The 13076-nt window shown below is 68.5% G+C and carries 14 protein-coding genes and 1 pseudogene; 4 read left to right on the plus strand and 11 right to left on the minus strand.

All coding sequences use genetic code 11. The features are described from left to right. Positions 1–11: 11 nt before the first annotated feature. Together OG852_RS03020 and OG852_RS03025 are read left to right on the plus strand one after the other, a co-directional pair. Positions 12–974 (plus strand): amidohydrolase family protein, encoded by a 963-nt coding sequence (locus OG852_RS03020; protein WP_330346974.1) that lies wholly within the window; start codon positions 12–14, stop codon positions 972–974. A gap of 20 nt (positions 975–994) precedes the next feature. After that, positions 995–1981 carry an aldo/keto reductase gene (locus tag OG852_RS03025; protein WP_330346975.1) on the plus strand — a complete coding sequence of 329 codons (987 nt, stop codon included), beginning with the start codon at positions 995–997 and terminating at the stop codon, positions 1979–1981. Positions 1982–1990: 9 nt separating this feature from the next. Here the strand turns inward: OG852_RS03025 and OG852_RS03030 are convergent, their stop codons facing one another. The 5 genes from OG852_RS03030 to OG852_RS03050 all read right to left on the minus strand — a co-directional run bounded on the left by OG852_RS03030 (position 1991) and on the right by OG852_RS03050 (position 4540). Continuing rightward, positions 1991–2407, minus strand: coding sequence for a zinc-binding dehydrogenase (locus tag OG852_RS03030; RefSeq protein ID WP_330346976.1), 417 nt, complete (start codon positions 2405–2407; stop codon positions 1991–1993). A 66-nt stretch (positions 2408–2473) separates the two neighbouring features. Next, entirely contained in the window at positions 2474–2596 is a 123-nt protein-coding gene (locus OG852_RS03035) for a MaoC/PaaZ C-terminal domain-containing protein (RefSeq protein WP_330346977.1), read from the minus strand. 409 nt (positions 2597–3005) lie between these two features. Further along, positions 3006–3692, minus strand: a complete 687-nt coding sequence (locus OG852_RS03040; RefSeq protein ID WP_133916919.1) for a type 1 glutamine amidotransferase domain-containing protein — start codon at positions 3690–3692, stop codon at positions 3006–3008. 89 nt (positions 3693–3781) lie between these two features. Further along, on the minus strand, positions 3782–4375 hold the full coding sequence (locus tag OG852_RS03045; RefSeq protein WP_133916920.1) for a TetR/AcrR family transcriptional regulator: 594 nt from the start codon (positions 4373–4375) through the stop codon (positions 3782–3784). A gap of 33 nt (positions 4376–4408) precedes the next feature. Beyond that, on the minus strand, positions 4409–4540 hold the full coding sequence (locus tag OG852_RS03050; RefSeq protein WP_330346978.1) for a hypothetical protein: 132 nt from the start codon (positions 4538–4540) through the stop codon (positions 4409–4411). 363 nt (positions 4541–4903) lie between these two features. Between OG852_RS03050 and OG852_RS03055 the strand changes: the two genes are divergently transcribed. Both OG852_RS03055 and OG852_RS03060 read left to right on the plus strand, forming a co-directional pair. Next, positions 4904–5065 carry a hypothetical protein gene (locus OG852_RS03055; RefSeq protein WP_330346979.1) on the plus strand — a complete coding sequence of 54 codons (162 nt, stop codon included), beginning with the start codon at positions 4904–4906 and terminating at the stop codon, positions 5063–5065. 26 nt (positions 5066–5091) lie between these two features. Next, on the plus strand, positions 5092–5487 hold the full coding sequence (locus OG852_RS03060; RefSeq protein WP_330346980.1) for a VOC family protein: 396 nt from the start codon (positions 5092–5094) through the stop codon (positions 5485–5487). A 260-nt stretch (positions 5488–5747) separates the two neighbouring features. Here the strand turns inward: OG852_RS03060 and OG852_RS03065 are convergent, their stop codons facing one another. The 6 genes and pseudogenes from OG852_RS03065 to OG852_RS03085 all read right to left on the minus strand — a co-directional run bounded on the left by OG852_RS03065 (position 5748) and on the right by OG852_RS03085 (position 13051). After that, complete coding sequence (locus OG852_RS03065) at positions 5748–6023, minus strand: hypothetical protein (protein ID WP_330346981.1); 276 nt, start codon at positions 6021–6023, stop codon at positions 5748–5750. A gap of 219 nt (positions 6024–6242) precedes the next feature. Continuing rightward, a complete protein-coding gene (locus tag OG852_RS03070; RefSeq protein WP_330346982.1) occupies positions 6243–9335 on the minus strand; it encodes an RICIN domain-containing protein in 3093 nt (1030 codons plus the stop codon). A gap of 183 nt (positions 9336–9518) precedes the next feature. Then, a pseudogene (locus OG852_RS50870) lies at positions 9519–9798 on the minus strand (glycogen debranching protein); the annotation flags it as partial. A 190-nt stretch (positions 9799–9988) separates the two neighbouring features. Then, positions 9989–10813, minus strand: a complete 825-nt coding sequence (locus OG852_RS03075; protein WP_330346983.1) for a carbohydrate ABC transporter permease — start codon at positions 10811–10813, stop codon at positions 9989–9991. Then, positions 10810–11793: a carbohydrate ABC transporter permease gene (locus tag OG852_RS03080; RefSeq protein WP_330346984.1), complete on the minus strand. Its 984-nt coding sequence runs from the start codon at positions 11791–11793 to the stop codon at positions 10810–10812. Before OG852_RS03080 ends, OG852_RS03075 begins: the two co-directional genes overlap by 4 nt. Positions 11794–11812: 19 nt before the next feature. After that, positions 11813–13051: a sugar ABC transporter substrate-binding protein gene (locus OG852_RS03085; RefSeq protein ID WP_330346985.1), complete on the minus strand. Its 1239-nt coding sequence runs from the start codon at positions 13049–13051 to the stop codon at positions 11813–11815. Positions 13052–13076 lie beyond the last annotated feature (25 nt).

Below are 13076 nucleotides of genomic sequence, written 5' to 3' on the forward strand. Positions count from 1 at the left end.
AGCCCGCCGCCATGACCTCCGGCCTGATCGACGTCCACGCCCACCACCTGCCCGGCTTCTACGTCGAGCAGGCGACCGCGGCGGGCCACGCCCATCCCGACGGCATGGGGGGCTGGCCGTCGTGGTCCGTGCGGGACCATCTGGATCTGATGGACCGCAACGGCATCGAGACCGCGATGCTCTCCCTGTCCTCTCCCGGCGTGCACTTCGGCGACGACAAGGCGGCCCGCGTCCTGGCCCGGCGCGTCAACGAGTACACCGCCGAACTGGCGCGCGACCACCGCGGCCGCTTCGGCACCTTCGTGTCGCTGCCGCTGCCGGACGTGGACGGGGCGCTGGAGGAGATCGCCTTCGCCGTCGACGGACTGGGCGCCGACGGGGTGGCGTTGCTGACCCACACCCACGGTGTGTACCTGGGCGACGAACGCCTTGAACCGGTCTTCGCGGAGCTGGACCGCCGGAAGGCCGTGGTCTTCCTGCACCCCACCTCACCGGTGTGCTGGGAGCAGTCCGCTCTCGGCAGGCCGCGTCCGATGGTCGAGTACATCTTCGACACGGCCCGTACCGTCACGGACCTGGTGATGGCGGGCGTCCTGACCCGTCACCCGAACCTGCGGGTGATCGTCCCGCACTGCGGTGGCGCGATCCCGGTCCTGGCCGACCGCATCAACGAGTTCATGCGGCTTTTCGTGCCGTCGCACGAGGAGTCCCCGCACGAAGCCGTACAGCAACTGCGCTCCCTGTACTACGACATGGCGGGTACGGCCTTCCCACGCCAGGTTCCCGCACTGCTGAAGCTCGCCGACCCCGACCGCGTGCTCTTCGGCAGCGACTACTGCTGGACGCCACCGGCCCTTGCCGACGCCCATATCGCGGCGATCGACGCCGCCGACCCGCCGGCCGAAGGCGCCACGTGGCGCTCGCTCACCACAGCCAACGCCTTGCGCCTGTTCCCAAAGGTTCCGCCACGGTGAGACATCCACAAGGAGGAAGCATGCACACGCGCACCCTCGGACGCGACCTACGGGTCTCCGCCATCGGCCTCGGCGCCATGGGCATGTCCCAGAGTTACGGCCCCAACCCCGGTGACCGGAGCGACATGATCGCCGTGCTCCGCAGCGCCGTGGATCTGGGCGTCACGTTCTTCGACACCGCGGAGGTGTACGGCCCCTACGTCAACGAGGAACTCGTCGGAGAGGCCCTGGCCCCGGTCCGCGACCAGGTGGTCATCGCCACCAAGTTCGGATTCCGCATCGAGAACGGGGCGTCCGTCGGGCTGAACAGCCGGCCCGAGCAGATCCGCTCCGTCGCGAACGCCTCGCTCAAACGGCTCGGGGTCGACAGGCTCGACCTGTTCTACCAGCATCGCGTCGACCCGGACGTGCCCATCGAGGACGTCGCGGGCACGGTGGGCGAACTCGTACGGGAGGGAAAGGTCCGCTGCTTCGGGCTCTCGGAGGCAAGTGCGCGGACCATCCGGCGCGCCCACGCCGTCCACCCGGTGACGGCGGTGCAGAGCGAGTACTCGTTGTGGACCCGGGATCCCGAGCCGGAGGTCCTTCCGACGTGCACGGCACTCGGCATCGGATTCGTGCCCTTCAGCCCACTCGGCAAGGGGTTCCTCACAGGGGCGGTGGACGCCTCGACACCGTTCGCGGCCGACGACGTCCGCACCACCATCCCGCGGTTCACGGCCGAGAACCGGGCGGCGAACCAGGCACTCGTCGAGCACATCACCACGCTCGCGAGGACCAAGGACGCCACACCGGGGCAGGTGGCCCTCGCCTGGCTGCTCGCCCGGCATCCGTCGATCGTGCCCATCCCCGGAACCCGGCGCACCGCCCGCATCGAGGAGAACGCCGGCGCCACGCACCTTCCGCTCTCCGCCGACGAACTGTCGGACCTCAACGAACTCGCGGGACGGATCGAGGTCAAGGGAAGCCGTTACAACGAGCACCACATGTCGCTGGTGGACAAGTAGGAGACTCACTCACGGGCGAGGGAGCACCTTGCCGCGCGCATGGCCGGACTCGATCAGCTCGTGCGCCCTGGCAGCGTCGGCGAGCGGGAAGCCGCGGTCGCCACGCACAGGCAGCCGGCCGCCGGCGGCGAGGCGGGCGTAGTCGCAGAAGTCCCTGGGGGGCAGTCCGAGGGCTTCCTCGACACCGTGGACCAGATGGGCGTTCCGGCCGTCCAGGTTCTCGGCGTAGCCGTCCGCGAGGCCTCGGGGAGGCCGATCTCCCGCAGTGAGGCCCGGAACTGATCCGGGGTGAGCGGGATGCAGGTGATCTCGCGTCCGGTGGCCTTCAACAGTTCCTCGGCCACGTCCGCGAAGGTGAGCAGGCGCGGTCCGGAGCGTTCGTAGGTCCTGCCGATGTGCCGGTCGTGTCAGTGCGGCGCCCACCACGTCGGCGCCGGTATCCGCGGCCTGCCCTCACCAGTTTCGGACCCGGCTTGGGCAGCAACGGCTCCATCAGCGCCCACAGTTCGTCCGAAACTGCAGCACCGTCATGGTGTGGAATCCGTTGGCGATCAGGCCACCGAAGCGGCCGGCTGCCGCCGCGTGCTCGTCCGTGTGCAGCGGCAGCGGAGCCATCCTGATGTTGTACGAAGCAACGTCAAGAGTGGTCCCGTCACGCGACACCGAGCCCGGGCGGCTCTGACCTGATCTTGATGAGACGCGCACGGGGCCGAGTTGACCGCGCTGCTCGCCGTCCTGCCCGATCGCGCCCTGGACGACACGAACGCGGTGCCAGGACGGAAGGGACCTTTTCTGGAAGTGCCGGCACGGTGCCGCCGGGTCAGGCGGCGGCATCCTCGGCGCCCGGGAAGCGGTGGATGAGCACACCGTCGAGCGCCGGGCCCTCCAGGGTTTCGACAGCCCCACTATCCGACGACGGGTGTCACCTGGTGGCTGATCCGGGCCGCCCGGGTCGAGCCGGCGTAGAGAGCCGGCTCGGCCGGGTCCGTCACGCGTTCGCGCAGCATGACGGCGTAGGCGCTCATCAGCCGGCCTGGGTGACCAGCTTGATCAGGGCGTCGGCAGCGGGAGCCGAGGAGGCCGGGTTCTGCCCGGTGATCAGCAGACCGTCCGTGAGGACGTAGGGCTGCCAGTCGTCGGTCTTGGAGTAGACGCCGCCGAGCTTGGTGAGTTCGTCCTCGACCAGGAAGGGGACCACGTCGGTGAGCTGGACGGCCTCCTCCTCGGAGTTGGCGAATCCGGTGACCTTCCTGCTCGCGACCAGCGGGGTGCCGTCCTCGTTCACGGTGTGCCGCAGCACACCGGGGGCGTGGCACACCAGCCCCACGGGCTTGCCGGAGCGGAGGGTCGTTTCGATCAGCCGGGCGGAGACGGTGTCCTCGGCCAGGTCCCACAGCGGTCCGTGTCCGCCGGGGTAGAAGACCGCGTCGAAGTCGCCGGCCGGGACGGAGTCGAGGCGCACGGTGTTCGCCAGTGCCTTGGTCGCCTCCGCGTCGGCCTCGAAGCGCCGGGTGTCGTCGGTCTGGAAGCCGGGTTCGTTGCTCTTGGGGTCCAGCGGCGGCTGACCACCCTTCGGCGAGGCGAGCGTGATCTCCCATCCGGCCTCCTTGAAGCGGTAGTAGGGCGCCGCCAGCTCCTCCAGCCAGAACCCGGTCTTCACGCCGGTGTCCCCCAGCTCGTCGTGCGAGGTGAGAACGATCAGAACCTTCATGACTCTCCTTGAGTAGACCAGTCTACTTGCGATGGGTGAAGAGGGGCCGGGCCCCATGAGCGGATCGGCCATGGGGGTGCGCGGGCCGACTAAAGATGCAGAAGCCTGCGGGTTGCCTCTGTGACGGTGTCGAGCGGGGCCAGGCTGCGATGGATCTTGGCCATGACGCTGGCGCCGAGCCACATGTCATACAGGACCTGTGCGACGTCGCGGGCCTCACCGTCGACCGAGAGGGAGCCGTCCTCCAGGCCGTCGGCGATCGTCCGCTCGATACGGTCGACGACGGCGCTCGTTCCTTCCTTCAGAGCCAGGCGCATCGACTCGGACAGGTCCGCGACCTCGGCGCCGAGCTTCACGGCCAGGCACTTGCCCTGGCACTCCTCCAGGCTCTGCGTCTGCCGCCACTGCTGCCAGTAGGCCATCAGCCGCTCGGCCGCCGACTGGCTGGGGCCGGCCAGAACGCGGTCCATGTCCGCGAGGTAGTCCGCGAAGTAGCTCTTCAGGATCGCTTCACCGAAGGCGTCCTTCGAGGCGAAGTAGTGGTAGAAGGAGCCCTTCGGCACGCCGGCCTCCGCGAGCACCTCATTGATACCGACAGCCGAGTAACCCTTGCGCGCCATGATCTGCTGGGCGGTGTCGAGGATGACCCGACGAGTGTCCGTGGTGCGCGTGGCGACTGGCATGCTGAAAACCTAGCATCCGAGTAGACCAGTCGTCTAGCGGCGATGCTCACGCTCGGGATCCGTGGCGGGGACGGCCTCCCAGGCGGCCTCCACGGCGTCGGCCAAGGCGGTGTACACGTCGTTGATGAGCTGCCCCGCGAATACACCGCAGCCGTACACGGCCACCGCGACGCCCTGAACGTCCTGCGCGCCTCGAACCGGCTGTGGACCTGCTTCAGCCCGGCAGAGGAGATCGCCCCCGGCGAGCGCACACCGGTCGCTTCAGGATCGGCGGCGACCAGCCGGTCCTGGACGCGGACGGCCCCAGCCGCATCTCCGTGGAGGACTCGGCCATCGCCTTGCTCGACGAGGCGGAACTGCCTCGCTTCGTCGAGCGCCGGTTCACCATCGTCGTCGCCGGTGGGGACCGAACCGTGTGGATGTGGGACGCATGGCGCCTCGCCGTCAAATGGTGCAGCCGATCAGGAAAACGGAACGTGCAGGTCGCGCTCGTGATGGCCGTCGTCGGCGACCTCGCCCGATGGCGCGATGAGCCTCACCATCAACTTCGACATCCTGCACAGCGGGGCGCAGACCAGCACACTCGTCGCCGACGACGAGTTCACCGAGGAGCGCACCCGCAGTGGCACGGCCACCTGCCGCACCGGAGCCCGGCCAGGATCGGGGCCGAGCACGGGCGACGTACGCTGAGCCCGTCCGCGCTATCTGGGAGAAGCATGACAAGCAGGTTCACCGAACTGACCGTTGACTGCCATGATCCGGAGAGGCTCGCGGCCTTCTGGTGCGAGGTCCTGGACTTCAAGGTGATCGACCGGAGCGAGGGCAAGGTCGAGATCGGCTCTTGGGTGCCAACCGTCGAGGATGTCCGGGCCCGCCAGATGCCGCCCACCCTGGTGTTCATCCGTGTGCCCGAGGGCAAGACCGTCAAGAACCGGCTTCACCTCGACGTCAGCCCGATCGACGGCAGCACCGAGGACGAGGTGACCAGACTGCTCGGTCTCGGCGCCGTCAAGGTGGACGTGGGCCAGGGCCCGGACCGGAACTGGGTGGTCATGGCTGACCCGGAAGGCAACGAGTTCGACGTCCTGCGCACCCTGGCACCGCAGGACTAGGGGACAGGGTGATCGCGGCACGGTAGCGGCCGAGTTGGCCGTCGTAGCGGGTGGCGATGCCGCGCCACTGTTTTGTACGGCGGCAGGCGTCGTCCGCGGCGGTCTCTGCGGCGTGGAGAGCACGAGGGTGCCGACGCAGAGCCGCCTCGTACACGGCCGCCAGTGCGTCGCTGCTCCCGGCCAAGTGCCGCAGAGCGGCAGCCCGGCGCTCGTCGCGAACCTGTTCGGCGAACTTCTGCGCCACGTATGCCGCCCAAGCCTCATCGCCGCCGGAGGTGGCTCTCGTTCTGGCGGTTCTCGCACCCCGTCCCGGTGCCCGGCCGGATCCCGCCGTCGCAGCGCCGGTACGAGCAGGACGGCCGTTGGACCAGGACCCGCCGGATCAGCCGCCCGTACGGGCCCCTGACCCGGGCGTCGCCGCCGGTTTCCTCCAGACGGTCAGTGAGCCGGTCGGCCGGCAGCCGTGGCGCACCGCCCGGCAGCGCCAGCAGACCTGCCAGGCGGGCGAGCTCCGTCGCGACGCGCGAGTAAACCACCTCGGCCTCAGCAACGGATACCTCGCCGAAACCGGCCTCAGCGGCAGTCGGTCAATGGCCGCTGGCGCCAACGAAGATGCAGGTCGGGCGCGGGCTGCCGGTGTCCGCGGTGCAGGAGTCGCCGGCCCCGCCGGTGTAGTCGGCGGGGCCGGCGACTGGTACGCACGTGGAGAGGGCCACGACGAGGTGTCGCGGCCCTCTTACGGGTTCCGCTGTTGGTCACTCCTTGCCGAGCAGGCGCCAGATCTGGTTCTTCTTGGTGGTCAGGGTGCTGCCGGTGTCGCAGGTCCACTGGTGGACGAGGGCGCCGGCTGCGGTGGAGATGGTGCTGACGTCGACGCACTTGCCGCTGTGCACGGCGACGAGTTGGTAGTCGTGGCTGTTGCCGAGCGCGGTCACCGGCCTGAGGGTGAAGCGCTGGTTGGTGCCGTTGAGGCAGGTCCACTGCTGGACGGCGGCCCCGTCGGCCGTCGACAAGGCCGAGACGTCCAGGCACTTGCCGCTGAGGTGGTTGACGACGGTGTAGGTGTCGGTCGTGCCGGCGACGGGGTGGAAGTCGAAGACCTGCTCCTGGCCGCTTCCACAGGTGTTCTGCTGGTACTGGGTGCCGTTGGCGGTGGACTGGCCGGGGTCTTCGAGGCAGAGCCCGCTGTGCTGGGCGACGGCCGTGGAGGAGAATCCGGTCGAGGCGCCGATGTGCAGGCCCGCGGGCGCGAAGGACACCTGGTCCAGGTGGGGCGCGGAGCTGGAGCGCATGGGCTGTCCGATGTCGCTGCCGCCGCCGGAGTAGACCACGCCGATGGTGGTGCCGTCCCAGTTGTAGAGCTGCGAGGCGGTGAACTTGACCGTGTTGGCGCCCTTGGTGAGGGTGACGGGCACGGTGTAGTCGTTGAACTGGTTCCAGTGCAGGGTGCTGGCGAAGTTGACGCGGGTGGGGTCGCCGCCGTTGACGCTGACGTCGGCGTGCTCGGCGTACAGGTCGGGGTTGTAGTGGTTGGAGGGCAGTTCCTCGTTGTCGGCGTAGTGCATGGTCATGGCGTAGGTGCCGGCCGAGGGTGCGTTGACGTTGAGGGTGAGGGAGTTGGCGGTTCCGTTGCCGATGCCGGTGACGACACCGCCGTTGGCCTGGTTGTAGGTGGTGTCGACGGCCGCGGTTCCGGTGAGGGTGCCGTCCTCGGCCTGATAGGTGACGACGTTGCCGGTGGTGACGGCGTCGGTGGCGCTGAACGGGGTGACGGCCAGGTCGTCCAGGGCGAGGGTGCCGCCGCTCCCGGTCACCTTGACCTTGTTGATGCCGCCGTTGAGGTACACCCGGTTGGTGGAGGTGGACCAGGCGCCGGTCGTCGCGCCGGAGAGGCTCTGGTCGTTGACGGTCCTGCCGTTGACAGTGAGGTCGGCCTGGCCGGTGTTGCGGAAACGGGCGGTCAGGTCGGCGTATCCGTCCCGCGCGGAGTAGACCCAGAACGTGGCCGACTTGCCGGAGGTGAGGTTCACCGCGCCCGCGCCGGACTGGCCCTGCGAGGTGTAGGTGGTGCTGCCGCTGTCGGAGAGGGCGGCCTGCTCGGCCTCGTAGAGCGTGGTGCCCTGGACGGAGGCGTCCTTGTACTGGAGGTCGATTCTGTCGATGATCGCGTCGCCGGCGGTCTTGGCGCCGTTGTCACCGGTGGTGGCCAGCGTGATGGTGTGGCTGCCCGAGGTCAGGTGCACGGTGGCGTCAGCGTGGCCCCACACGACCCACTGGAAGCCGACGGGGATGTCGATCCTGCTCGAGGCGCCGCCGTCGACCCGCGCGTACACGTTCGTCGGGCCCTTGACGTCGGCGTCCTTGGCGTAGCTGTTGCCGAACACCGACAGGTTGTAGTCGCCGGTGGTGGGGACGGAGACGGGGAAGGAGATCACCGTGGTCGAGCCGGTGCGCAGGCCCCCGACGTCCTTGGTGCCCGAGGTGGCGAACTTGCTGACGTTGCCGGTCGTGCCCTCGGTGTTGATGTTGTAGCCGCTGCCGCTGAGCGTGGCGTTCTCGGCCTCGTACGTGGCCCGCCACGTGTTGTCGGAGGCGGTGGTGCTGCCGGTACCGCCCGGGGAGACGATCACCTCGTACGCGGACATCGCGTCGAGGGTGATGGGGACGGTGATGGAGCCGTCGGAGCCTACGGCGACGTCGGCGTCGGAGAGCCGGGTCGGGGTGGCCGCCGCACCGATGTAGCCGCTGTAACGGTCCTGGAAGACGCTGACGTGCACGGTGCTGCCGAAGACCGCCGGGTCGATGTTCTTGATGACCGTGCTCGAGGCACCGCTGGTGCCGCCCCCGGCGAGGATGACGCGGGCCTGCTTCTTGGCCGTGTCCAGATTCGCCAGACCCTGCAGGGTGTAGGCGGCGTTGGCCCCGGTGCTGGTGACCTTGACGGTGTTGCCGCTCATGGAGCTGTACCAGTTGTACAGCCACCACTGGGCGTTGGGGGTGTTCTGGGCCGCGGCGGAGTCGCCGAGGTTGCCGTTGATGTTCCAGTACGGCAGGTTGCCGTCGACCTTCTCGTCCTCGATGGCCGCGATCCACTGGACCATCTGGCCGGGGTCGGTCAGGTGGTAGCGGTGCGCGTACTCATTGAGGTTGACGGGGAGCGGGGAGGTGATCCCCGCTGCGGTCTCCACCGCGCGGTAGGCGTCGACGGTGCTGCGGACGCCCGCCGGGCTGCCCAGGGTGTGCCAGGTCACGACGTCGGGCAGGCAGTTGTTGGTCTTGCAGTAGGAGAGGAAGCCGCTGTACGCGGAGTCGGAGTAACTGGAGAGGTTGGGCCCCGCCAGGCGTGCCGCGGGCCAGATGCCCTTGATGAAGTTGTAGGTCTGGAGCCACTCGGCGTTGAAGTTGGCCAGCGCGGTCGAGTTGGTGCGCATGCCGCTGAACCAGTTCAGGTCGGGCTCGTTGTAGGGGATGAAGACGATGTGGCTCGCGTAGGGGCTGGCCATGGCCTGCTCTACCTGCGTCTTCATGGTCGCCTGGTAGGCCGAGTAGCTCGTGCGTTCGTAGTTGGCGCGGTACACGTCCGTCAGATAGATGAACTCGTCCCCGCCGCCGCTGTCGACGAAGGGCCTGGCGATCTCCAAGGCGTCCGAGCCCGGGTGCTGCTGTCCGTCCTGAGTCTTCGTGTTGGTGGTCTCGAGCCCCATCCCCTCGATGAGGTTGTTCGTCGGCACGTCCTGGCCGTACAGGCCGTACAGCGCCCCGGAGGCGCCCCCGCGGAAGGCTCCGGTGGTGGTGCCCAGGTCGACGGTGAGGGTGGGGGTGGCGGCGGAGGCCGGCGTTGCCGTCACGGTGGTGACGCCGACCACGACGGTCAGCGGGAGCAGCGCCCGTGCGACGCCGCGAAGAAGACGTCTTGAGGTCGAGCGTCTTTGCCCGATTCTTGGCATGTGCTTACGTCCCTTCAGGGATTGGGCTGGTTGTCGCTGTGCCGGCCCCCGTGCCGGACGTGTGAGTGGGTTGCCGCTCGCGGTTCAGACGACAGTGACGTCGGTCCCGGCGTCCGCGCGGCGATGGTGGTCGCGGGCGAGCAGCAGGTAGCTGCCGGCGGTCCAGGTACAGGCGCGGTCGCGGAGTCCCGGACGGGAGCCCAGATCGGGCCGTGCCAGTAGCCGTCGGCGAGGTAGTGCGGTGAGCTGGTCAGTTCGGTGGCGAGGCCGTACGGGGTGAGGCGGGCTTCGATCTGTTCGGCCGGCCGGTCTCGGACCTTGGGGGCAGTCGGTCGCCGAGCACGATCGGCATCAGGTCGAGGAGCTTGCGCTATGGGCAGGAGCTCCGCCGTGGGCCGGGCGGTCATGAACCGTTCGCCCGTCCCGCAACCCGTTTAGCAAGGCCAACTGGATGGCCTCGAGTGGACACAGCTCCAGACCTTGTCCACCAGTCGGGGCGCTGGTGCTAGCGCGGCGGCTCGTGCGAAGCTCCGCCGCGTGCAGGCGCTCCGGTGTCAGTCCTTGACGGCGCCGGCGGTCACGCCTGCGGCGACGTAGCGTTGGGCGAGGACGAGGATGACCGCGGCGGGCAGGGAGGCCACGACGGCCGTGGCCATGATGGCGTTCCACTGTTGGTTGTTGTTGCCGATGTAGTGGTAGATGCCGAGGGTGATCGGCTCATGGGCGCCGCCGTTGACGAGGGTGCTGGCGAAGACGAAGTCGGACCAGGACCACAGGAAGGCGAACAGGGACACCGTGACGATCGAGTTGCGGCTCATCGGCAGGACGATCGACCGGAAGGTGCGCACGGGCCCGGCTCCGTCCATCTGTGCGGCTTGGAGGAGTTCGCCGGGGATGCCGGACATGAACGCGGTGAAGATGAGGACGCCGAAGGGGACGGCGAGGGTGGAGTCGGCGACGATCAGGCCGGGCACGGACTGGAGCAGGCCGAGGCTGAGGTAGATGGCATAAAAACCCATCGCCATGATGATGCCGGGGATCATCTGCGCGGCCAGGAGGACGAAGTTGAGGATTCCGCCGCCGCGCGGGCGCAGTTTGGCCAGGGCGTAGCCGGCGGGTGCGGCCAGCCCGATGGTCAGGGCCACGGTACCGAGGCCGATGACCAGACTCGTGCCGAGATAGGGCAACTGCTGGTCGACGACTGCCCGGTAGCCCGCCAAGGTGGCGTGGGCGGGGAACAGGTCCGGCGGGCTCTTGCGCATGTCCTGGTCGCGGGTGAAGGACACGTTGACCATCCAGTAGACCGGGAACAGCATGACCCCGGTCAGCAGCAGGCCCACGGCGGTCTTCCACCCCGTGCGGCGGGGGCTTCGGTTCATGACAGCGCCTGCTTTCGCTGAATCCTGACATGGATCAGACCGAACGCCAGAGCGGCGACGACCAGCAGGTTCCCGACGGCCGCGCCGGGGCCGAAGGCGGGCAGGAGGTTGCCGAAGCCGAGCTGGTAGGACCAGGTGGCGAAGGTGGTGGACGAGTCCGCCGGGCCGCCCTTGGTCATGATCCAGATGATGTCGAAGACCTTGAGCGTGTAGACGAGACCCAGGAGCAGGGTGATGGCGGACACCGGGCGCAGGAGCGGGAAGGTGATGCTCCAGAAGCGTCGCCAGGAGCCTGCGCCGTCGAGGGCCGCCGCCTCGTACAGGCTGGTGGGGATGGACTGCAGGCCGCTGTAGAGCACGACCAGATTGAAGGGGACGCCGATCCAGATGTTCGCGACGATCACCGACGTCAGCGACCAGGACGGCGAGGTCAGCCAATTCACCGGACTGATTCCGACGGCGTGCAGTACGGCGTTGACGACACCGGAGTCGCTGTTGAGCATCCACGACCAGGTGGAGGCCGAGACGATCAGCGGCAGCAGCCAGGGCACCAGGAACAGGGCCCGCAGTGTGGTGGAGAGCCGGAAGTGCTGGTGGAAGAAGACCGCCAGCGCCAGGCCGATGACGTACTGGAAGACCAGGCACACGGCGGTGAACACCACGGTGTGCAGCAGGGCGGGAGCGAAGGTCGGGTTGTCGAAGACGGTCCTGTAGTTCGTCAGCCCCGTGAACGGAGCGTCGCCCTGGACGAAGGAGCGGACCGTGTAGTTGCGCAGGCTCAGGTCGATGTTGCGGTAGAGGGGATAGGCGTAGAAGAGGGCGAGGTAGAGGGTCACCGGGGCGAGAAAGGCCCAGGCGGTCCACTGCGGGGAGGTGCGATGGGGCCGGGTGGTGGTGCGGGCGGCGACCGGGGCGGCGGTCGCCGCCCCGGTCCGGTCGAGCACCGGCCGGCGGTCCCGCAACTGTGTCGTGTGCTTCATCGGCTGGCGGGAGTCCTGGTTACTTGACGGCGGACTGTGCCGAGCCGAGAGCGTCCTTCGGCGACGCCGACCCGCTGAGGGCGGACTGGACCGCCTTCCACATCTGCTCGGAGATCTTGGGGTACCTGGTGCCCAGGTCGTCACTGGTGCGTCCCTTGGCGGCCTTCACCGCCTCCACCCACGGCTTCAGCTCCGCGTTCGCGGCCACCTGCTTGTCCTGAACCTGGCTGGTGGGGGCCACGTAGGACAGCGTGCTGTCGGTGTCGTACAGGTTCTGGGGGCTGGTCAGACAGGCAGCCAGCTTCTGGGAGGTGGCGTAGCGGTCGGTCTCGCCCTGAGCCGGGATGGTGACGAACTCACCGCCGGTCGGGGCGGCGGCGTTGCCTCCAGTGACGGTGGGGATGGGCAGGACTCCGTAGTCGAAGCCGGCCTTGTCGGCGTTGGTGAGCTGCCAGGTGCCGTTCTCCGCGAAAGCGTAGTCGCCGCTCGCGAACTCCTGCCAGCTGGTCGTCTGCGTGTTGTTGATCACCGAGTTGGGGGCGTAGCCCTTGTCCAGCCAGTTCTTCCACAGCGACAGCGCGGAGACCGCCTGGTCGGAGTCGAGCGCTGTCAGCTGGGCGCCCGAGCCCCAGAACCAGGGCAGGAACTGGAAGCTGCCCTCCTCCGTGCCGATCGCGGAGAACGTGATGCCCTTCTTGCCCGCCTTCTTGACCTTCGCCAGCGCCGCCGTCAGCGACGGCCAGTCCTTGACCGAGGCCACGTCCACCCCGGCCTCCTTCAGCACCGCCTTGTTGTAATACAGGGCGAGGGTGTTCGCGCCGATCGGCGTACCGTAGATCTTCCCCTTCACCTGGCCGGCCGCGAGGAGGTTGCGGTCCACCGCGGCCACGTCCAGCCCGTTCTCCTCGGTCGAGGTGAGCACGCCCGCCTCCGCCAGGGTCGACACCACCGGATTGTCGACAATGAGGACGTCCGCGGAGTTGCCCTGCTGCGCCGCCAGCAGCGCCTTGTTCGTCAGGTCGCTGGTGTCGAGCGCGGTCCGTTTGATCTTCACGCCGGCCTTGGTGCCACAGCCGTCCAGCAGCTTCACCCACGCCGAGCTCTTGTCGAACTGCGGGTACGGGTCCCAGATCGTGTACGTGCCGTTGTCCTCGGCCTTCTGCGAGCTGCCGCCCGCGCCGGAGGAGCACGCGGTGGCGGTGACGGCGACGACGGTCAGGACGGCGGCGGTGAGACACCGTCCGGCAGATCTGTTCATGGGTGTTCCTCATGGGTTTTGGCAC

Origin of the sequence: Streptomyces sp. NBC_00582 (assembly GCF_036345155.1) — a bacterium.
Classification (GTDB): Bacteria; Actinomycetota; Actinomycetes; order Streptomycetales; family Streptomycetaceae; genus Streptomyces.

What these genes read in the sequence shown, in the direction of transcription:
- OG852_RS03040 (WP_133916919.1), bottom strand. Translation starts at nt 3,692, where the DNA reads ATGAAGGTTCTGATCGTTCTCACCTCGCACGACGAGCTGGGGGACACC.
- OG852_RS03025 (WP_330346975.1), top strand. Translation starts at nt 995, where the DNA reads ATGCACACGCGCACCCTCGGACGCGACCTACGGGTCTCCGCCATCGGC.
- OG852_RS03020 (WP_330346974.1), top strand. Translation starts at nt 12, where the DNA reads ATGACCTCCGGCCTGATCGACGTCCACGCCCACCACCTGCCCGGCTTC.
- OG852_RS03045 (WP_133916920.1), bottom strand. Translation starts at nt 4,375, where the DNA reads ATGCCAGTCGCCACGCGCACCACGGACACTCGTCGGGTCATCCTCGAC.
- OG852_RS03055 (WP_330346979.1), top strand. Translation starts at nt 4,904, where the DNA reads ATGAGCCTCACCATCAACTTCGACATCCTGCACAGCGGGGCGCAGACC.
- OG852_RS03085 (WP_330346985.1), bottom strand. Translation starts at nt 13,051, where the DNA reads ATGAACAGATCTGCCGGACGGTGTCTCACCGCCGCCGTCCTGACCGTC.
- OG852_RS03060 (WP_330346980.1), top strand. Translation starts at nt 5,092, where the DNA reads ATGACAAGCAGGTTCACCGAACTGACCGTTGACTGCCATGATCCGGAG.
- OG852_RS03075 (WP_330346983.1), bottom strand. Translation starts at nt 10,813, where the DNA reads ATGAACCGAAGCCCCCGCCGCACGGGGTGGAAGACCGCCGTGGGCCTG.
- OG852_RS03080 (WP_330346984.1), bottom strand. Translation starts at nt 11,793, where the DNA reads ATGAAGCACACGACACAGTTGCGGGACCGCCGGCCGGTGCTCGACCGG.
- OG852_RS03035 (WP_330346977.1), bottom strand. Translation starts at nt 2,596, where the DNA reads ATGGCTCCGCTGCCGCTGCACACGGACGAGCACGCGGCGGCAGCCGGC.